The sequence below is a fragment of the Sporocytophaga myxococcoides genome, assembly GCF_000775915.1.
Taxonomy (GTDB): domain Bacteria; phylum Bacteroidota; class Bacteroidia; order Cytophagales; family Cytophagaceae; genus Sporocytophaga; species Sporocytophaga myxococcoides_A.
Map to the genome: position 1 here is coordinate 274865 of NZ_BBLT01000007.1, position 22361 is coordinate 297225.

General features: G+C 35.2%; 10 protein-coding genes. 6 read left to right on the forward strand and 4 right to left on the reverse strand.

The genetic code is table 11. From position 1 onward, the window contains the following. Nucleotides 1-183 precede the first annotated feature (183 nt). Complete coding sequence (locus MYP_RS17415) at nt 184-2787, forward strand: beta-mannosidase (protein ID WP_052430307.1); 2604 nt, start codon at nt 184-186, stop codon at nt 2785-2787. Nucleotides 2788-2874: 87 nt separating this feature from the next. Here the strand turns inward: MYP_RS17415 and MYP_RS17420 are convergent, their stop codons facing one another. The 3 genes from MYP_RS17420 to MYP_RS17435 all read right to left on the reverse strand — a co-directional run bounded on the left by MYP_RS17420 (nt 2875) and on the right by MYP_RS17435 (nt 5361). Next, entirely contained in the window at nt 2875-3378 is a 504-nt protein-coding gene (locus MYP_RS17420) for a YdeI/OmpD-associated family protein (protein WP_045466132.1), read from the reverse strand. Nucleotides 3379-3461: 83 nt separating this feature from the next. Then, nucleotides 3462-4094, reverse strand: a complete 633-nt coding sequence (locus MYP_RS17425; protein ID WP_045466134.1) for a PAS domain-containing protein — start codon at nt 4092-4094, stop codon at nt 3462-3464. 601 nt (nt 4095-4695) lie between these two features. Continuing rightward, on the reverse strand, nt 4696-5361 hold the full coding sequence (locus MYP_RS17435; protein ID WP_045466141.1) for a LuxR C-terminal-related transcriptional regulator: 666 nt from the start codon (nt 5359-5361) through the stop codon (nt 4696-4698). Nucleotides 5362-5514: 153 nt separating this feature from the next. Here MYP_RS17435 and MYP_RS17440 point away from each other — a divergent pair, with 153 nt between their 5' ends. Then, entirely contained in the window at nt 5515-6621 is a 1107-nt protein-coding gene (locus MYP_RS17440) for a mandelate racemase/muconate lactonizing enzyme family protein (RefSeq protein WP_045466144.1), read from the forward strand. A 36-nt stretch (nt 6622-6657) separates the two neighbouring features. Here MYP_RS17440 and MYP_RS17445 read toward each other — a convergent pair whose 3' ends face one another. After that, entirely contained in the window at nt 6658-7362 is a 705-nt protein-coding gene (locus MYP_RS17445) for a phosphatase PAP2 family protein (protein WP_045466148.1), read from the reverse strand. Nucleotides 7363-8238: 876 nt separating this feature from the next. On the opposite strand from MYP_RS17445, the gene MYP_RS17450 reads away from it, so the two are divergent. The 4 genes from MYP_RS17450 (at nt 8239) to MYP_RS17465 (ending at nt 22353) form a co-directional block, all read left to right on the forward strand. Further along, the gene (locus MYP_RS17450; protein ID WP_045466151.1) at nt 8239-8904 is read left to right on the forward strand and encodes a hypothetical protein; all 666 of its coding nucleotides are present in this window, start codon (nt 8239-8241) and stop codon (nt 8902-8904) included. A gap of 5 nt (nt 8905-8909) precedes the next feature. Continuing rightward, on the forward strand, nt 8910-14435 hold the full coding sequence (locus tag MYP_RS17455) for a hypothetical protein (RefSeq protein ID WP_045466153.1): 5526 nt from the start codon (nt 8910-8912) through the stop codon (nt 14433-14435). A gap of 61 nt (nt 14436-14496) precedes the next feature. Continuing rightward, nucleotides 14497-17463 carry a hypothetical protein gene (locus tag MYP_RS17460; protein ID WP_156140702.1) on the forward strand — a complete coding sequence of 989 codons (2967 nt, stop codon included), beginning with the start codon at nt 14497-14499 and terminating at the stop codon, nt 17461-17463. A gap of 9 nt (nt 17464-17472) precedes the next feature. Further along, complete coding sequence (locus MYP_RS17465; RefSeq protein WP_045466158.1) at nt 17473-22353, forward strand: hypothetical protein; 4881 nt, start codon at nt 17473-17475, stop codon at nt 22351-22353. Nucleotides 22354-22361: the final 8 nt, after the last annotated feature.

The following is a 22361-nucleotide window of genomic DNA, read 5'->3' on the forward strand; positions in this document are numbered from 1 at the left end:
ACTAATTGTTTCTTCTACTGATATGATGTTGATGAATTTCAGAAGGTCTGTTTGAAGCCTTTTCCGGCTCAAATGGACCTTAATTTTTTGAAAGAAGTGCTATTTTTTATGGTCAATTAATTGCATATCAATGGGTTTTTGCTATTCTTTGCTGGATATTTTAGTTTGAATCTTTAATCATCTATGACAAAACTCAGCTATTTCTTCTTCTTCTTTTTATTGGTTTTAAATTCTACATTCAATGCCCGTGCCTATGCGAAAGAACCATCATGTAATGGGCAGAAAACAGTTCTTTTGGATCAAAATTGGGAATTTAGACAAGTAGGTAAGGAGAAATGGTCTAAGGCTTCAGTACCTGGTTGTGTCCATCAGGATTTAATTGAGAATGGCACTATTCAGGATCCTTTTTTCAGATTGAATGAATTTGATGTACAGTGGATAGAAAATGAGGATTGGGAATACAGAACAACTTTTTATGCTTCCAAGGAAATAATCAATCAAGAAATTAAAGAGCTATATTTTAAAGGACTAGATACTTATGCAGATGTTTACCTGAATGATTTGCTGATCTTGTCTGCTGATAATATGTTCAGGTCATGGAGCATAGGTTGCAGTAATCTCAAAGAAGGAAACAACCAACTAAGAATAGTTTTCAAGTCACCTGTTAAAATCGGCCAGGAAAAACTGGATAAGGTTGGATTTCTGATTCCAGTGCAAAATGAACAAGCTCCAAAGGGAAAACAGAACTCTGTAATGACCAGAAAAGCAGCATATCACTATGGCTGGGATTGGGGGCCAAGACTAGTAACATCCGGAATATGGCAACCGATTTACCTGCATGCCTGGTCAAAAGGTAAAATACAAGACGTTTTTTTTCAACAGAAGAACCAGAACTCCAACATTGCCAATTACTCAGCAGCCATAGAAGTTATTACGACAAAAGATGGAGTAGGACGAATAGATGTATTAGCTGATGGAAAAGCTCTTAATTCTTTAAAGGTTAAGCTAAAAAAAGGTTTGAATACATTTAATCTGGACCTTGCTATTAAAAATCCGGAGCTTTGGTGGAGTGTAGGTTTGGGCAAGCAAAAACTATACAACGTTAAAACAGTCCTCCAGATAGAAGGTGCTGAAACAGATATAAGAGAATCAAAGCTTGGTATTCGAACATTGAAGGTCATTCAGAATAAGGACGCACTCGGAAAATCATTTTATGTTGAGTTGAATGGAGTTCCTGTATTTATGAAGGGAGCTGACTATATCCCGGGAGATAACCTTATCACGAGAGTTGGACAGGATAAATACAACAGAGTAATCAATGAAGCACTGGATGCAAATATGAATGTTCTAAGAGTATGGGGTGGTGCTGTATATGAAACGGATCAATTTTATGATCTCTGTGCAGAAAAAGGATTGATCATTTATCAGGATTTTATGTTTGCCTGCAGTATGTATCCAGGAGATGATACATTTGCGGAAAATATAAGACATGAAGCCGAAGAACAGGTTAAACGATTAAGAAACTATCCTAATATTATGCTATGGGCCGGGAATAACGAAATTCTGAATGGCTGGCATGAATGGAACTATCAGGAACGTTTTGGTTATAACAATCAGCAGAAAGACACGCTTTGGAAATATTATACTAATATATTCTATAAAGTACTCCCTGAGACTGTGAAAAAGTATGATCCGGATAAACTATATTGGGCCTGCTCTCCGCAATCTGAGGAAGATAAACTACAAACACCGCTTTCAGGAGATCAGCACTCTTGGGCAGTATGGTTTGGTGAGCAGCCATTTTCAAGCTTTGAAGAACAACCCGGACGTTTCATCAGTGAATATGGATTCCAATCATATCCTTGTATCAATACTCTTAAGAAAATTGCTTTACCGGAAGATATGCATTGGGAATCGGAAGTATTGCTGAAAAGGCAGAGAAGTCCTATGGAGTGGATTGGAAAGGGGATGAATGGCAACCACATGATAGATAGATATATGAAAAAAGAGTTTAAAACTCCGAAAGATTTTGAATCATATGTTTATATAAGCCAGCTGTTGCACGGACAGGCAATAAAGACTGCAGCAGAAGCACATAGGCGAAATATGCCTTATACGATGGGCTCATTGTATTGGCAAATCAATGATTGCTGGCCAACTGTTTCATGGTCTACAGTTGATTACTTCGGAAATTGGAAGGCCAGTCATTATAGAGCAAGAAGTGCTTATCAGGATTTAATTGTTAGTTTTGCTCAACGCAATGATACAGTCAAAGTATTTGTTGTTTCAGATAGATTAAAAGACACTAATGCTGACCTCCGTATCAGTGTTTATGACTTTTCCGGTAATCTTATAGGAACAATTTCACAGAAGGTCACGGTTCCCGGCAATACAAGCAAAGTTTATATGAAGAACAAGTTATCTGAATTGTTGAAGGGAAAGAGTAATAAAGATGTTTATTTAAAAGGTGAATTGTCAGAAAATGGAAATGTAATAACAGAGAATAATTTTTTCCTCTCGCCTTATAAAACCTTGTCTTTGCCTAAGCCAGATGTGATTGTTAAATTATCCCAAACAGAAGATAATTACTCAGTACAAGTGCAGTCTGATAAATTTGCAAAAGATGTTTATTTGTATTTTGAAGGGATTGATTGTAATCTGAGTGATAACTTTTTTGACCTTGATGCGAACAAAATCAGAACACTGACTTTTAAAATTAAAGGAAATCCTTCAATAGAAGAGTTGCAAAAAAAGTTGAGAGTATTAACAGTAGCAGATAGCTATTAATTATTGAGTATAAGTCTCTCTTTTATAAAACTCATAAGGCTTCAAATTCCGATTAAAGGCCTTATGAGTTTTATAAATAATTTATATTTATTTATTCTTATACATCCTGATCATCTCTCCATAGCCGAGCCCCATGGCAAGCCCATTAACAGACATTGCAATTCTTTTGGTCTTGGTAGATTCTGTTTTAGCAGATTCAATCCAGTCGGAAAAATATCTCTGGTGAGATTTAGGTAAGGACTGAAAGAATTTTAACGCATTAGGCTCATCTTCCAGGCAAGTCATAAAGTCTTCAGACAATCTTTTTTCTTCTGTATCAATAGTCAATTCGACTACAAGCATCGCACCTTTATTTTTCTTTATTGCTTTCCTCACTGATGCATTTAAAGCCATAATATAATTGCCATCTCCCATTGGCAGAAGACTTATGCCTTTAAACTCATAGGTATCTAATTTTCCTTTTACCTTAAAGGATTTTTTGCCGGATGGTTGCAGTTGCAGAGATACGTCTTTAGGAATCTCTATATAGCTCCAGCCTGTTTTCTCTCCTTTTTCTTCGAACTGGAGAATAATAGTATTAAATTTTATCAATTAAGTTCGTAGGTTTTTCAGAACTCAAGATAAAAAATATAAAGGTATAATGGGACAGGTTAAAAAATAAAATTATAGATCTCTTACAGGTAAGGATTACTGCAGCCAATCACAATCTTCTTTAATTTGTCAAGGTTGACAGTGTCGGTAACATCAGCAGAGAACCCGAGAATATTGGTCTTTCCTGTAATAGGGTTAAGGAAAGGAACCTTATGTGTTTTGAAAATATAGGTTCTCCCATTGGACAAAGAAAAGTTTTGATTAGGAAGTTCAATGCTTTTATTTTCATTTAAGACCTCTTTGTCTGACTTTCTAATAACTTCTATCTGTTCTTGATCCTGAATAAAGTGTGCGTCTTCTTTTCCTATAATTTGTGATTCATCCAGACCAAACAACTGTGCTTCTAGTTTATTAATTAAGAGGTATTTCCCTTGTTCATCTTTTAGGAATACAGGAAAGGGCAGGCCTTCAATTATTATTTTAAGAAAATCGTAAGTTTTTTCTTCTTGCGCTGGCATTACAATAGTAGAGTTTTCGATCAGAGATTTAAGCACAGACTGCTCATATTCATCTGTATGACTTACTAATAAACTTTTGGCTTTTTCAGTATTGCCTTTTATGATGCATTCAATAGTTGAGATAATGCTATTAACTTTATTCTCAAGGAAAGAAATTCGATCTTCGGGAGACATTGACTTGGTAATTTCGTTGGTCATAATTCAAATATTTTAGTGATTTAATTCCCTCAGATAAGTGAATATCCTTTTAGTAGTTATTCACGTATAATTGTTCCCCGTCATTAAACAATTGTCAATAGATTGATTATTCTATTTGTTAAATTGTATTTTTCCTTGTTAAAAGCTTTTTACGATTTAGTTAATTAGTGGTTTTGTTATATTTAAAAATAACCAGTTAAAGTTTAAATAGTTATACCTTTGCTTGTGTCTACTTATGTATTGCTGGAATTGTGTTAAGTGATATTTTAATGAATTGAATTTATTTGTCAAAAAGTTATATTTTTTAAATAAATAAATATTTGTATAAAACAAATATAGGGCTTAGGCGTAAAAATCCCTCCAAGCTATTAAAATCACAATTACTATGGAACAGGATGTATTTTTATTATTGAAGGACTACTATTCGCTTAAGTCAGAGAGGCAAAAGATACTTGCGCAGTACTGTACTAACAGCAAAAAAAACAGACCCAGTGAACTGGATGAGATTGAGCAAAAAATGCAATCATTATTTGAAATAATAAAAAAGGATTGTAGAAACTCTTATTACTAACTTTTTATATCAGATTTGACAGGTTTTTAGTTAAATCAAATTAAAGGCCTGTGCAAATTTGGTCAGCTCATATTGATTTTGAATTTGTAATTTATTTCTGATATTCTTGCGGTGAGTACTAATGGTTTTTTCTGAAATATGAAGCATTTTGGCTATTTCAGAAGACTGCTGGCCAATAGCCATTTGTTTAAGAATCTCTCTTTCCCTGTTGGTTAACTTTGAAAATAGTTTATGATTCTCCCTAAGGAATTTATTTTCATCTAACAGTCTGTCTACTTTAGCATTTACAGCATTTTGAGGATCAATCGGACATGCAGTCACTATAATATGAGTAGGAGTTCCATTTTCATCTGCATGAAATATTTTCAAGGTACTGAGATACCACGTCCAATTGTGGTTTTTACTTTTTCTTACTTGTTGAAAAAATGAGATCAGTTCATTTTCATTTTTGGATTCTAAAAGCTTTATTATTTTAGGGGAATAGTCTTGCCAGTCTTCAACATTAAAATACCTATCGTTGTATTCAGCGTTTTCAATACTTTTAATCTCTTCAAGATTTACACCAAGTATATTCAAGCCACGAGGAGACATGTATTCAATTTTTAAATCGAAGAGATTTTGTATGATGATTACACCGGGAACTAGGTCTGATGTTGCAGCTATGCGCTCCAGTTTTTGATTAAAAGTAAGACTCATAATAAATTATACGCTCTTCTTGTAAAAAAATAATCTCAAAAATATTATTTTCAATTTGTTTCAGCAAAAGTATTCTGGGGATTTAAACGCCTAATAAGAATACCTTGGTTTTCGGAAATATTATTAAGTTTGAAGTTAAATATTATTTTACAGATGCTTATATATGAAATAGAAATATTTAAATCCAGGATAAAGCTTTCGGAGCCTTTCAAGATTTCTTTGGGTATAATGGATTATGCTGAGAATATAATTGTCAAAATTATATCCGATAATGGACTTGTAGGTTTCGGAGAATGTAGTCCGTTCAGGACTATAAATGGCGAAAGTATGGATACCGGCTTTATAGTAGGGCAATATATTGGTAAAGTACTTATTGGAAAAAGTCCAATTGAAATGGAAGAGTGTGTCAATCTGATGAATAAAGTCATATTTGGCAACTCCAGTATTAAAAGCGCTTTTGATATGGCTCTGTTTGATATTGCCTCCCAGCATGCTAAGTTACCATTGTACAAATTTATTGGAGGAAACAATTCCAAACAGATTATAACAGACTATACTGTAAGTTTAGACAGTCCCGAAAAAATGGCTAATGATGCAGTTAAAATAAAGAACAAAGGTTTTGGTATCATTAAAGTTAAACTTGGTGGAAGCAGGGAAGAAGATCTGGAGAGGATTAAACAAATCCGCACTCAAATAGGATATGACATTCCTTTGAGAATTGATGCGAATCAGGGGTGGGATTGTCAGACAGCAGTTGAGATACTTAAAGATCTCGAATCTTATAATATTCAACATTGTGAAGAACCTATCCCGAGGTGGGATTTCATGAACCTTCCTTTTATAAAGAAAAATAGCCTTATGCCGATCATGGCAGATGAATCATGTTGTGATCATCATGATGCAGCAAGGCTGATTGGATTAGATGCATGTCATCGGTTTAATATAAAACTGGGAAAATCTTCAGGAATATTTAATGCTTTAAAAATTATAAGACTTGCAGAGCATGCTGATATACCTGTTCAGATAGGAGGTTTTCTTGAATCCAGGCTGGGTTTTACTGCTTCTGCACATGTGAGTCTTTCCAATGACATTATAAAATATTTTGATTTTGATACACCTTTGATGTTTGAGGAAGATCCTGTTACAGGTGGTATTTCTTATGGGGAAAACGGTCTTATTACTTTGCCGGATACTATTGGCCTTGGTGCCTCTTTTGATGAAAGCTATCTTCAGAATTTACCTCGAGTGTCCATACATTAATAGAATTTTAAAGTATGTCTTGGTAGCTTTTTTTTATTAAAATTGTTTAAGAGGATCAACTTTCTTTTGATAATATTTTTCAATTTGTTTAAGAATAAGAATAGATAATACCAGCCAGATATAACCGATAGCAAAACCAGCCAATACATCACTTGCATAATGTACGCCAAGATATACTCTGCTCAGACCAATAAGATGGATAATAAAGAGCAGGATAATTGTAAATATCCATCTCAATACTTTTTGGGGAACTTCCTTCCATATAAAATAAATAAGCAAACCATAAAAGGAAAAAGCAGTCATAGAGTGTCCACTTGGAAAGCTTAAACCTGAAGCCTCGGAGAGTTTTTCTACGAGGGGTCTTGGCCTGTTAAATAAAAATTTTAACAATAGGTTTAGTAACAAACATCCTACTACTACCACTGGAACTTTTAAGCTATACCAGTGATGCTTCCTTATAAATAGAAAATACAGGAGTAAAAGAACAAACATCACTGGTATGAATTCTCTTGAAGCAAGAAAACTCATTATTTTCATAAAAGTAGTTAATGCCGGTGAGGTAAATTGGTGAACCCACTGATATACGAAATGATCGAATTGTTCCTGTTTGTCATAAAACAATTCTTTCACTATTAATCCAAACAGCAAGATAGAAGCGAAGAAAAGTATTCCTGTTATTAAAAACTCAATGGAAAAAAGTGCAATAATGGCAATGGTCTTTCTGTAAACCTTTTTGATCATATTGATTAAACTGGTGTAATTCTTCTTTGTTTAAGGGAAGTAAATATATGGTATTATTTTAAAAGGCTATTTCAGGCATAGCAACGATAGTCTTAACTAATTAATAATCTTTGTAAATTAATATAAAGTTTTATTAGATAAATAGCCTTTTAGAAAGCAAAGTATCGACCAGTAGATTCATAAACTATGTCATATTTCATGAGTATTTTATTTATGGTTATATAATGTATTGTTAAGACGGACAGCTTAATTAGATGTAATAGTATTAGTCAATGGAAGGTTATGAAGAGAAGATGGTTAGATTTGGTAGGAGAAAAATGAGTGGGATTAAAATATAGATGACATATTTTTTGCTATAATGTATTTTTTTGTCATTGGTTTAAGTGCAATTCATGCGGAAGTTGTGCAGCTTGACAAATTCTTGACCTTAATTTTAAAATTGGTGAAATAAAAAGAATTAATGTCATTAAAAACTTAAAAACTTTGATGTTAATAACTTTATTGTTAAAATAAGTTAAAAATATTACATCTGAATAATGTTGGTTTTTATTTGTTAACTGTTTTAAGTATTTGATTTATAGTTTTAATTGGTTTTTATTTTTTTGTTTTTGTGGCTTTTTGTGACGCTTGTAATTATTGAAGATCATTAGATTAAACTTTTTCATAAAAAAAATTTGTTTTAGTTTTGAATCATAATTTTTGACGAATTTATTATTTGAAAGCTTTTTAGTTTGGACTTGCGATTTTTTAGAAGGGGATTATAAAACAGAATATTTAGCTTTTCGAATTCGGGGACTACTGGATAATACAGTGAAAGGGATGTAATTTTTGGCCCTTTTGCGCGGATATATTTTGCTTAAATAAATAATTGTTTACATGCTTCATCCATTAAAGCTTTTTATTTGGGTGGCCTTGGGTATTGTTTTTTTCTCTTGTGAAAAAAAGAATCCTGCTAAAGTGGCGATGCAGGAAGTTTCCTTTAATTCCGAAGTCAGAATAATAGACAGTACTAAATGGCACACGTCTGCAGCTCTTACTATTCCTGAGTACCAGAACTGGCTCAGGAAACAGCAGGGAATTACATATGACATAATGAAAAATGCTGCATTTGATGCAGTGATATGGTATCAGCCTATTGCCCTGGATGCAGCGATGAGTGTGGCAGAAAATGGAGATATTTCTTTAGATTCATATGAAGATTATGTAAAAACTAAAAGTGGTTATCACTACATCAGTATTGAAATTTTATATAAAGACCCCTCGGTTAATAGAGTTTTCAATAAAGAGGATTTTTTTAGTTCATTGAAGAAAAATCTATTTTTTGTAAAAGATAAAACGGATACCCTTCATAATTCCATAGTTGAAATATTTCCATCGACATTAATAGGGCAACCACATCATTTATCAGTTTTAATTCCAGCAGGTACTTCCTTTACAAGCCTTACTGCGGGTGTGAAAGGAGCAATTCTGGGATTCAAGAGAGACTTAAGAATTGATCTTTCGGAAAAGCAATATAAATCATTACCTGAAATAAAATTATAGCGACAATGCTGGCTTCAATAAGAAAATACAAACGTCCGATTTCGATATTTTTCCTGTTCAATTTTTTAACAGGAGCCTTGCCATATAGAGCTTTGGCCTTAACATCAGGACCTTCACAACCGGAGACACAGCAGTTTGCTCCGGCTGGTATGGACAACATGGTTGATCCGTTTACCGGAGACTTCAGTTATAATATTCCATTAATGGATGTAGGAGGATATCCGATTAATTTGAATTATGCAGCAGGTATTACTCCAGATGCTGAAGCAAGCTGGGTAGGACTTGGTTGGAATGTAAATGTTGGTGCAATAAATAGAAATGTAAGAGGCTTGCCGGATGATTTTGCAGGAGATGAGATTGAAACAGTTTATAACGTAAAACCAAATCAAACTTTCGGACTGAACTTTTCATTTAATCCTGCAAAGCTCGAAGCATGGGGGTTTAAAGTCGGACTTACTCAGTCTATGAACTTGTTTTATAATAACTATAATGGATTTGGTTTTGGGATGGGTATAAGGCCTTCGATAGATTTACCATTAAGTAGCAAATCTAATTACAAAGTTGGCCTAGGAGTTGATTTTAATATGAGTTCAGAAGATGGTGCAGGAATAACTCCTAGTGTAGGAATAGGACCAAGGCAGGACAAAGCAAAGAGCGAGACAGGTTTTGGAGCGAATCTGAGTTTTCCTTACAGTACAAGAGAAGGTTTAAAAGGAATGTCCTTGTCAACTTCTTATTCTTACATAGGAAAAGATAAAGCAGGTGATGCAACAGGTAGATCAGGAGGGCACAATTCCTTTATGGGATTTGCTTTCCCTACCTATACTCCTTCTGTTAGTCATGATCTTATAAATACTAATGCTACACTTAACCTCAGTTTTGAGTTGAGTAATGAAGCTGTTGAACAGGGATTGCTCGGCATTGGGGGATATTATTCTGGTCAGTTTTTAAAGAGTACATCAAAGAAGAACCCGGCTTATGGATACATGTATTCTGGTCTAGATGGTCAAAGCGATGAAGCAATGCATGATTTCAACAGAGAAAAAGATGGCGGAGGATTTAATGATGCAACTAAAAATCTTGCATTGACCAATTATACTTATGATATATTCAGTGTATCCGGACAGGGTGTGGGTGGTTCTTACAGATTGTTCCGTGGAGATGTTGGAAATGTAGGAGACCCGATTAATATAGAGGAAAATCATGTAGGGGAGCTTGGTTTAGGTTTTGGATCGGGCTCTACTCCTTCAATGAAGGTGAATGTGGATGTTAAATACAGTCATCTTGGAACTGTGAGCTCTCGCTGGTCAAATAGTCAGTTTCAAAATTTTAGCGATCCTACTGCTGATTACAATACTGCCAGAGAAATGGTTTATTTTAAAAAAATAGGTGAGACGGCTCCGGAAACAGATGGTGACTTTTTGAATAATGTCCAGAAAGGATCTAGTACATTAGGATATAACCTAATTTCAAACGATGGAATGTTGGATGGTAGTATGTTTGATAAGAAGAAACCAAATATTGGAAATGCATCTTTAGGACAAAGCAATAAAAGACAAGTAAGACGTAAACGTAATAATCAGTTTACATATATTACAGCAGTGGAAGCATTCAATAAATATTCATTGATGCCTATCCGAAATCATCATCTTAATAAGTTTGATGTAAATATTAACACATCTTCAACTAATTATTCCAGAAAAGATAATACCATTACTTATAGTGGTGATAATCTAGACAGGATTGATCAATACAGGAAGGGGCATCATATAACAGAGATCAGAGTTACTGATAATTCCGGTTCAAGGTACTGTTATGGTATCCCTGTTTACAATAATTATCAGGAAGAAGTTACATTCGCTGTGGATGCTACGACTAAATCTGAATCAAAATCAACGGCCATAAGAAAAAATCTGGTAGAATATACTTCAACGGAGGCAAGCTCTGGTAATACAAGTGGTATCGACAGAAGTTTCAATAAAGTTACAACTGGAGCACACGCTACATCTTATTTGTTGACTTGTATTCTTTCTAGTGATTATGTGGATAGCGACAATATCCCAGGTCCTTCAGACGGAGATCTTGGCAATTATACTAAATTTAATTATGTAAGAACTTCCCAGAATTTCCAGTGGAGAACACCGTATCAGGAGAATATGGCTTCTTTTACTGACGGGCTTGAAATTAAAGATAATGATGATAAAGCAAATTATCTTTATGGTAAGAAAGAAGTATGGTATCTCCATTCTATAGAAACCAGAACCCATGTTGCAGAATTTCATTTGTCTCCTAGAAAAGACGGAAGGGGAGTAAAGTCATCAAGAGGAGGATTAAGCACATCTACAGAAAATACACTTTACAAGCTTGACAAAATAAACTTATACTCTAAAGCAGATAAGCTCAACGGCTCTAAAGAACCAATCAAGACTGTTCATTTTAAGTATGATTATTCGCTTTGTCCTAAGACACCCAATAGTTCTGCAACATTAGAAGAGGGAGAAGGTAAACTTACATTGAGAAAAGTTTGGTTTACTTATGGATTTTCAGGGAAAGGAGTTTTGAATCCATATGCGTTTGATTATTCAGACTTTAATCCTGACTACAATCTGAAAGAGTATGACAGATGGGGTAATTATAAAGGGCAAAGTGAAGTCGCTGGACCCCTTGGTAATGAAGCTTTTCCTTATACTGATCAGGATAAAACACTTCAAGACAGACAATGCGAGGCTTATTCTCTTACTAAAATATATACACCTACTGGAGGAACAATCCAAGTGCATTATGAAAGTGATGACTATGCATACGTTCAGGATAAACGTGCCATGAGGATGTATAAAATTATTGGCTTCAGCAGAACAAATTCATCAGCACCCAATAACACTCTTTTTGATATAACAGATGGAGGACTTGCAGGCAAGATGTTTTTGCATGTGGATCTGGGAGAAGGGTTTACTGCTAGAGATGGAAATCATGCCAATGAAATCCTTCGAAAGGAATATCTGGAGGGTATTGATCTAATGTATTACAAGGCAAAACTTAACGTAATCAATGACCCTAATCCTCAGGTGCAGGACAAATTCGAATACGTTCCGGGGTATACGGAAATAAATACTTCTGGCTGTATAGCAAAAAAAGCTTTAGATAGTGAAAAGTATACAACTGCTATCATTCAATTAAATCCTGATAAGACTAAAGGTGTAAACCCTAGGAATATTAATCCGATAGTCAGAAATGGATGGATGTTTGCCAAGATGAATCTTGGAAGAGAATTGAAAGGGCTTGGTGATGCAGAAACAAATGGTGTTCTGCAGATTATTAAAACAATGATTGCTCAGGCAGACAATATCCTTTCCTTCTTTGCAGGATTTGCATCCGTTATGGAAGCGAAGGGTAACAGTAATACAATTGAATCAAGCAAATCCTTTGTGAGACTTAATGATGTTGACAAGAAAAAACTAGGTGGTGGCCATAGGGTAAAAGCAATTATTATGTCTGACAACTGGAATATGATGGGAGCCTTTAAAGAAACTTCAATAAATGGGAATAAAGAAGTTGCTTATTATGGTCAAAAGTATGACTATGTAACCAGGGAATTGTCCAATGTGTTGAATGATAATGGGAAGCCAACAGAGAGGATCATTAGTTCTGGAGTAGCTTCTTATGAACCTATGGTCGGAAATGATGAAAACCCATTCAGACTTCCAGTATTCAGTATACAAAAACTTCCTTTAGCTCCCTCCAGAGAGTTTTTCTTAGAAGAACCTTTCGGAGAAATGTTTTTTCCGTCTCCAGCTGTCGGTTACTCCAAGGTTGTAACTACTCCAGTTAAAGTTCTGTCAAGTAATTATAACGTAGATGAATTGAAAGGAAATGGAACCGGATTTGTAGAACAGGAATTCTATACAGCAAAAGATTTTCCTACCATTACTGAACGAACAGAGCTTAAGCATAAGAGAGACAAACCTAATCTGATTCTTAACTTCCTTAAAGTAGGAGCAACTGATATTGTCACATGTAGCCAGGGATATAAAGTCGAATTGAATGATATGCACGGCAAAGAGAAGTCCAAAAAGGTAATGCCGGAAGTTGTTGGTAATAGTAAGGATGTTCAGCCAATATCGTATGTGGAGTACAGATATAAAAGAAATGCAAATGGAAGTTTAAGTAACTCTGTTCGATATATAAATCCTGACAATCTTGCTATAGAAGGAGAGTCAATAAATACGCAATTAGGTGTGGATGTTGATATTGTTCATGATACTAAATATTACAAGTCAGTAACTGCTGGAGGCGGGCTTGATTTTAATGTGAAAGGTATATTCCCGGTAATACCGATAGTTGGAGTAATTCCAATGCCTACATGGAATCTTGAATCTACAGAATTCAAGTCAGTGGTAACTACAAAAGTTGTCAATAGAATTGGTATCCTGGAAAAAACATTAGCTATGGATAATGGTCAGACTATTACGACAGAAAATCTTGCATGGGATAAAGAAACTGGAGAGGTTTTACTGACTAAGGTAGACAATGAATTCCATGATCCTATATGGACTTTCAATTATCCCGGATATTGGGCTTATGATGAAATGAAGCTGGCTTATAACAATGAAGGAATCATCTATAAAAATGGAGGAAGCTTTACATTGGACAACTTTAAAACTGCCTTTCTGGAAGATGGGGACGAACTTCTTTGCGAAACGTCTGCTGGGTATAAACTTGGGTATTATGACAATAACAGATATGTTCAAAATGGTAATAGAACTATCATAGACAAAGAAGGTAATGAGATCACAGGGATAACGAGATTGAAAATTATCAGATCGGGTATGCGAAACGTTGCTATGACTCCTATTGGTTCAATATCCTGCATGGATGATCCACTGGCAAATAATGTCCGCCTTCAGTTCAGCAGAGTGATTAATGCAGGCGCATCGGAATTTAAGTTTATCTGGAAAGCGTTTTGTAATTGCCTGGATGATAAACAGGTAAAAGAAGGGAATCCTTTTGTTCTCGGTAAACGTGGCAGTCTCCGACCTTTTAAATCCTGGACATATCTTACTGAAAGATACCAGGCGAATATTAATAATAATGTCGATATCAAACAAGATGGATACTTTTCAGACTCCTTCATTCCATTCTGGACATATGCGGATGGAAAGTTTGATAAAATACAGCATCCTAAGACCACTAAATGGCAGTATGTCACTCAGATCGAAAACTATAACCAGATAGGAATGGAGATAGAGAATATGGATGCATTGGAAAGATATTCTATGGCTCAGTTCGGATACGGAAGAAATTTGCCAACAGCTACATCCAATAATTCAAGGTATCAGGAGAGTGCATTTGACGGATTTGAAGACTATGATTATGGCGATTGTAATGATGATCATTTCAGCTGGAGATCCCAGAATCCTGTGATAACCCATACCGAATCTCATACAGGACGCTCTTCAATTAAAGTAGCGCCAAAATCTTCAAAGAAGATTAACAAAATCATAGATCCTTGTAGTCTAATCTCAGGTGAGTAATGTCTGATATTTATATTACATACAGATAAAAACTAATGCAATACTGATATATGTTGCTTTTATGAAAAAAATTATTCCATTTTTATTGTTGTTGTTTTGTTCCAGCGTATTTGCACAGGGAGGATTGGAACATAATGAGGTTAAGGTTGCTTCAACCAGAGATTATCCTTTTGAACAATATGTAATAAGCACTAAGCTTAGCGTGAGTATGAAATATAACATTGATCTATACAAAGATTATGTTCTGAAACTTACTATACCTCATGAATTCTGCTTTCCTGGTACGGATGGATTTAGCACCAATATAACAGCCGGTACAGAGCAAATAAGAATGACAAAGGTTTCGGATATACAATCCGGAAATAATCACGAGATCATATTTAACGTAGAATTATTGACAATAACCACAGGATGGAGTTCTATAAATATTCCAATATTTAATATCAGAAATAATTATCTGAACGAAGATTGCTCAACTTCTTTAACCAAAGAAATTCTTTATGATCTGAAGGCAAAATTAATAACACCTGCCAACAGTCCATTTGAAGATGCTCCGCAAGCAAAAACGATTGTGACTATTCCCAAAGGAACAACAGGTGATCGTCAGCCTTCTATAGGATTGTCACACAATCCAGGAAGTGTAGATAAACCGTTTTACTATGACCTGACAGTAAGTAATGTTTATTTCGTGAATAAGATACGATTTGCTATGTACTATGATAAAACAGATTTTGATTTTATCACAGTCAGAAGATATTATGACCAGTCTTTAATTTCAGATATTTATGGTTATCAGCACGGTGAACTGGTGGCTGCGAATGTTGTAGGCGACAGTCTTATTTTTGAAATAGACAATACTGGAGGAGGAAATTATTATCGCTTCATGATTTATCTGAGGCCTCATAATAATGCTACATTGGATGCAGCTCATCAGGTTGTGGTTAACATTAGAGAAAATGATCCATTAAAGGAACTACAGGAGCAAACCAGTTGTGGCCTTATCAAACGATTTGCTTCAAAAATATATGACACCTATGGACAAATTACTTATAGTCCAGGTACATACAAACAATCCTTGAACCATTACTTCGGACGTATAGATTATAGTACCTGTAAAGATTATTGCTCAAAAAGTGCTGGTAACCATATAGTAATAGAGACTAATGGTACTTACCTTACATCTGCTTCCTCCAGGAGCATAAGGGTTAATATGAGGAAAAATACAAGGGTTACACATATTGATTTCTTTAACCAATATTCAACACCAATACCGTCAAGCTTTGTAGTGAAATATAAGGTGTGTGGTCAGTCGGTGGAAAGTTCGACACTGTATAGTACTATTAATTCCAATAACAGAATCTTAAATCTTAACCAAAGTCTCGAATATATAATAGTGGAAGGAATGCCTTTGGCAGCACAGGCAGCTAATGACTTTGTGGTGTATTATGAAGATGATGACCTCCCTGCTTCCTGTGGATTTGACAATAAATTTGAAATAGGGTATACAGATCAACCTTTAGCTCCTATTTCTTCAAGCGTAACTATAGCAACAGGATGTTCCCTTTCAAAATGGATATCTGATTCTTATCTTGCTGATCCTGTTTTTAATTCAGGGGAAGAAGGGTATGTTAGAATTGGCTTATATGCAGCCGACGGAAATTTACCAGGTACATATCATTTCAATAATATTACCTATTCACTGAATTCTAAAATGTCTTTTACCAATGAAGCTCTTAAATTCTATATTGGAACAAACAGTAACCCTTCAATATCCGAGTTTAAGCCATATTCAAACTGGGCAAATAGTACTTTAGTCGGACAAGGTTTTGTTGTGAGTAAAGCACCATTACCATTGAATAAAAAGGATCTGGTGATTCACAATGTAAAGATTAACAATACCTGTGGTACAACAGTGTACTTTTATATTCTTGCAAAGGTGAAGGCACAAGCTAAACTGCCAAGACAGGATGCAGGCTATCAGTCATCTGTAAAAGAGGAGGACCCTAATCTTGTTCCCTCTCTGCAAACTTGGAATAATGCTGGATCTTTCGTGTTGAAAGGAGGAGCATTCTTGGCTTGTGGAGGGCAAAATAATGGTAATTCTTCAGTGAGACTTGGTGAAAACATAATGGTAAATTATGTCATTGAAAATGCAGGTCCGGAGAAGATGAATCAATTTACACTCATCATAGATAAGCTTTCCATTGGTGCATTGGATTTGATTCCTGACGCAACCGGAGTTCTTTATAAGATAGATGATAATAATGTAAGAACTCTTGTCAACAATTCAATTACTGTCTCTGGTAATCAGGTTAGCATTAATTCGGAATTGTTAGGTTATAATAAACTTGAACTTGGATTATTTTATAAAATTCCTAATGGTAGTCAATATGCAAATCAGGTTGCAGTTACCAATTTTTCCGTCGAAGGAAAAGGTGCAGATGGTACACCATCCAATGTTGTTAAGTCAAATGATCTTCAATTAACAATCTCTAAAAGCTATTCATCCTGTACTCCTGTATCCTGTTCGGAATGTATAACTTCCTTTTCTCCTTTACCAGATCAGAAATATTTATTATCTGCCTGGGTAAAAGAACCTTTAACAGATGTAACGAATACTTTTCTTAACACAGGAATAAAGATTACATTTAATAATGGAGAAGTTGATGAACTACCGCTATTCCGCCCATCTGGCCCCATTATAGATGGATGGCAAAGAATTGAGAAATCATTTATTGTGCCTTCTGATGCTAAAAATATTCAGATTGAATTGGTGAACGAAAGTGAAGGGAATAATGCTTTTTTTGATGACATACGGGTGCATCCCTTTAAAAGTAATATGAAGTCTTTTGTCTATGACCCTTCCACTCAGAAATTGGTAGCAGAGCTTGATGAAAATAATTATGCTACATTTTATGAGTATGATGATGAAGGGATACTTATAAGGGTCAAAAAGGAAACTGAAAGAGGCGTTATGACCATTAAAGAGTCCAGAAATAACCAGAGTAAAATTTTTAAAAATAAATAAAATTATTTTATGATCAGGATAATTATTTATCTAGCATTTTTATTATCGATCAATATAGCATTCGCCAAGGAATTTGTGGATAAAACAGATTATCCCAAATCGGATATGAATGTGTCGCCCACAAATAATTTGGGAGAAGAATATCAGAATTTTACTCTCGTTCAAAGTACGATTTCTGATCCGGCAAGCAGGACATTTTTCGTAAACAAGACTTTTGGTGTTGTTCAGTTATATTATCCTCTAACTGCCAATACTGTTCCTACTGATGGAACTGCAGAAGTTACTGTTGATCTTACTTATACAGTAGAAGAAAATAATGTACTTGTTGACCGTCATAAAATTGCTGTTCTGAAAATAGATATGAGCGCAGCTCATTATGCACCTATTGCTTTGGTAAGGCTGGAAAATGCGTTAAAAATTTCAGGCCGTATTACCAATATTAACATACCAGCTACAGGCTTTGATGATATTAAACTGCAATTCAGAGTTGAAACAGAAGTGTTTGAAAAAATGCTATATGCTCAGGAGGTGACAGGAATTTTAAAAGATGATCAGTTCGTCAATACTGAGGGTAGCCTTCTTGTTTCATGGGACGCATTAAATAATGCAGAAAGTTATGAACTAGAATGGACATATATTTCAAATCAGGATCCGGAAAATATAAATAATACCTTATCTCTTGCTCAAATTCAATTAAGAGATAATCTTCTTTTCAGAACAAATAGTTCCAGAGTGGAATTAAAATCAAATTCATTTAAAATTCCATTAATATATGAGAAAGGTTTGATTTTTTACAGAGTCAGACCTGTAGGAAGAAACATTGCAAATGGTGGATTGGTAACGGTAAAAGGTAAATGGTCTTTAGAAGAGAATTCAACAAGTGTTGCGGGAATTTCTACTAATCATTATTACGAATTCACGGGGCTTGAACAAAGTATGAACTGGCAGTCATCGTTAAGTTTTGCTGAAGAAGGAAAAAGTAAAGTTGTATTAAGTTATCACGACGGTTCTTCAAGAAACAGACAGGCTGTTACCCGTATCAATACTGATGAAAGGGCAATTGTCGGAGAAACATTCTACGACTACAACGGGAGACCTGTTATTCAGATATTGCCGGTTCCTGACAAGGGAGCTAATAATTTATATTATCATCCTCAATTCAACAAAATTGAAGATGAAAACGGTAATCCTTTACCCATAACGAAAACAAGTTATGATATTGCGACAGAAGGATCCGGCTGTAATGTTGATTCTCCCACGCTTGACGAAGGTTCAGGGGCTTCACATTACTATTCACCTTCTAACTCATTTGAAACCAATGGTAATAAGGGGATCAACATTATTAATAAGAGTCTGATTCCAGATGCAAAAAAATATCCCTATACGCAAACTAAGTATACCAATGACAATACAGGAAGAATTGCAGCGCAATCTGGTGTAGGGGATGCTCATCAGATTAAGTCCGGACATGAGACCAAATATTTGTATGGCACACCTGATCAGGAAGAATTAACCAGACTTTTTGGAACTCAGGTAGGAAACAATGCCCACTATAAGAAAAATGTAGTTGTTGATCCTAATGGTCAGGTAAGTGTGTCTTATCTGGATATGGACGGAAAAGTTATTGCTACAGCACTTGCTGGAGGAAGCCCTGAAAGTGTGAAAGGTTTGGAAGGTCCAAAGGGAAGACATATTAATTCTCAACTTCTTTCAACCATTTCAAATATTCTGTCAGAAGATAAAAGGTCCAAAAGTTATCTTAAAAAGCTTGTTGTAAGCGAGAACAATACCAGTTATGTTTTCTCCTATAACTTCTCTGCAAAACCATATATTATCAAATGTACAAATAAAGCAGAAAATGCCGTAAAAGATATAAATCTTTCGGCGGTACTTGATGCTGAAATAGAACTCCAAAGTTGTGGAGAAAGAATATTCCTTCAGCCTTTGTCAAGTACTTACCAATTTGGTAATGGAACAGTTCAGACTGGAAATACCACTGTTACAAAAGTGCTTAATGCAGGTGAATATACACTGACGAAAAAGATCAAGATCAATGAAGCCAAATTAAATGATTATCTGAGCCAGTATTTAAGCAATTCTGCATATACATGCGTAATTCCGGTTGGTGATTATATTAAAGACTCCATAGATATTGCAGATCTTTCAGGTTGTGGATATTCATGCGAAACATGTCAAAACAATGTAGAGTCATTAATTACCAATCTTGATTCCAGAAGAGACGGCATTACAACTCCAAAACTTACTGAATCGGAAAAAGAAGGAATGAGGTCTAATTGTTATGATCTTTGTCGAAGCAATATTGCCTGTGTATCTGCTCTTAACGGAATGCTTGCAGATCTTTCAATCGGTGGACAATATGCTGAAATCAGAGAGAAAAATCTTGAATCCCCTAAAATTCCAAGTATTCAATCAGACGACTTCATTAATAAAGGAGATATTACAGAATCTGAGTATGATGTGCCATTAAACAATGATCCGGAGGGGAACATGATGGGAACACCTATAACAGATATTAATGTATCCAAATTTAAACTGTCTGTTTTCAATCCTGAAAATATTCTTTCTGTTGTTCCTATAACCTTAAAAAATGGAACCAAGATTTCAAGAGCAGATTGGCACAAACCTATAAGGATTATAATTGATGGATATCCGAACGCTGAAACAGATTACAATCAATCTATTTTTAAAGATGAAATTAATTTGAATACAGCTGAATATGAAGAGACTAATTATTATGGAACAGACGGCAAGCTGGTTTATGCTAAGGTAATCAAATCCGGAAGTACTTATTTTCCTGAATTTATTCCTGATGGTGCATCTGCTCTTGTAACAGTAAATGAAGAAATAGGAGAGTATAAAATTCCTGTAAAATATCTTAAAGATGTTGCCATTTTCGAAAATTACTGGAAACCTCATTTCGCCAATTATCTGGTAGTATACCATCCGGAATACAAATACTTTGTAGAATGCACTGGGCAACACACTATTAATGAGTTTGAATACAAACTGGTTACTACTGAAAATATTTCCGATGATACGGATCACAAGTTTGTGAATACTGATGGAACTGTCAGCATAGTTGACAATGATCCTTTATTCGCAGGTAATTCAATTCTGAAAAAGCGTTTCAAATTATTGTTCAACAATTATAAAGTAGTCGGAGGTAATACATCCCTTACAATGGTCCAGGTTGCAAACCTTGGCGTGGGATGCCCTGTTTCATCTGTTACCTGCTCTGGCCCTACCTGTCCATCCAATCTGATGACTACAGGAGCAGCATGGAATATGTTTAAGTCTTTATATCTTACAGAACGTCAGAAAATATTAAGAAGTATTGCTACTGCCAAAGCTATTGAAGGTGGATATTATAATGGCTGTATTGGTGATCCGGATTTTACATCTACAGACGAGGCTTCCCCGTTTTTTCAATTCAGACAATACACTTCCAGTCGCATAGAAACGCAAAGGAACTGCAGTGGCTGGTGGGTATGGCGCAGTTGTACAGAGAGCCAGGTGGAAGTAAAAGATACTTATTATTCCATACCTTATTTTGATAGTAAACAAACCTGCTTTGTGTGGAGATCCAGATTCTATGGAGACAAAGTGAGAAAATTCTATCAGAAAGTATACCCTCTTGGAGCAGAATTGCAACAAGGTAGATGTATCAGAAAGGTTCATGATCCTGAAACAAATACTGATGTAGATATGGTAGTAAATTGCCAGGAAGATGAGGAGCTTTACATTAATCAAATTAATGACGCAGTTGCAAGACAACGTTATGAAGACTGTGGATTGTGCCCAATTGCTTCGGATATCCAGGATTTTGTCATACAGGCGCAAAGAAAGAAGATATTAAAAAATACTGCCCCTATAGTAGTTGCATGTCCTCCGTCTACAAGCTTGTTAATGCTCGGAGGTACACTTATAAGAGAATTTAAGATCGGATCCACCATTCCTGCAATCAGATGGACAGGGACGTATGATGAGGCTACAAGAATTTTGACAGGAGAACTATCTTCTTCTGCTGACAATACTTTTACGCCACCGACTAAGACAATTAAGATTACTCTTAACTTCAGCACATTACCTGCAGGAATGGAAGTCGATTTTAACAAACTTAAAATCTGCTGTCTAAATCCGATAGATGCAACACATTTCAAGATGACTGTATACTATACCGGTTATTACAAAACTTCCGATAATTCTTTACTTGCAAGTATTGATAGAGTTGCTCCTGAATTACAAAGCGGTTATCAGAAAGCATCTTTTGAGGTTAACGGAGAGCTTGAAAATACCACATTAACGCCATGTACAATTGCTCCAAACTGCCAGGTTACAGGAGCTAGTAAAAACATAGTCGGATTCCTTAATATGCTGAATAAGCAGGTTATTAATGATAAAACGGCCCAGCTGATATCTTCAACTGAAGTTAATTTGTCAAGCAGTGCAATGATAAAGTATTATGAATATCCTTTAAGAAAGTTGCTTAACATTAATGCACTTGATGTAAACGGAGATCCCGCTATAACATTAACTTCAATTGCACCCAAATGGACAAGTTCGGTAAATGTCAATGGTGTGCTAATGGGGGAGTTGACTTATTCAACAAGCAGTACGGTGAACATTAATATCAGAAAAACAGGTAGCACTTCTGCAACCTTAGATTTTAATACGGTAAGTTATTTTACCAACATACAGCCGGTTACAGATGCGTCTGCTTGCAATGGCAACGAATGTTCATTGAATCTCTTCACAGCTGACGCAGTGACTGTTGATTCAAATAATAATAAAATATATACAAAGGTAGAGATTGAAGTACCTAACTATACAATGACAGTTTGTAAAAAAGCTGTACAAGGATCTAATTAAGAATATAA

Bases quoted from the DNA above. Each gene is read 5' to 3' on its own strand.
- MYP_RS17460 (WP_156140702.1), top strand. From the start codon at position 14,497: ATGAAAAAAATTATTCCATTTTTATTGTTGTTGTTTTGTTCCAGCGTA.
- MYP_RS17455 (WP_045466153.1), top strand. From the start codon at position 8,910: ATGCTGGCTTCAATAAGAAAATACAAACGTCCGATTTCGATATTTTTC.
- MYP_RS17435 (WP_045466141.1), bottom strand. From the start codon at position 5,361: ATGAGTCTTACTTTTAATCAAAAACTGGAGCGCATAGCTGCAACATCA.
- MYP_RS17440 (WP_045466144.1), top strand. From the start codon at position 5,515: ATGCTTATATATGAAATAGAAATATTTAAATCCAGGATAAAGCTTTCG.
- MYP_RS17465 (WP_045466158.1), top strand. From the start codon at position 17,473: ATGATCAGGATAATTATTTATCTAGCATTTTTATTATCGATCAATATA.
- MYP_RS17425 (WP_045466134.1), bottom strand. From the start codon at position 4,094: ATGACCAACGAAATTACCAAGTCAATGTCTCCCGAAGATCGAATTTCT.
- MYP_RS17450 (WP_045466151.1), top strand. From the start codon at position 8,239: ATGCTTCATCCATTAAAGCTTTTTATTTGGGTGGCCTTGGGTATTGTT.
- MYP_RS17415 (WP_052430307.1), top strand. From the start codon at position 184: ATGACAAAACTCAGCTATTTCTTCTTCTTCTTTTTATTGGTTTTAAAT.
- MYP_RS17445 (WP_045466148.1), bottom strand. From the start codon at position 7,362: ATGATCAAAAAGGTTTACAGAAAGACCATTGCCATTATTGCACTTTTT.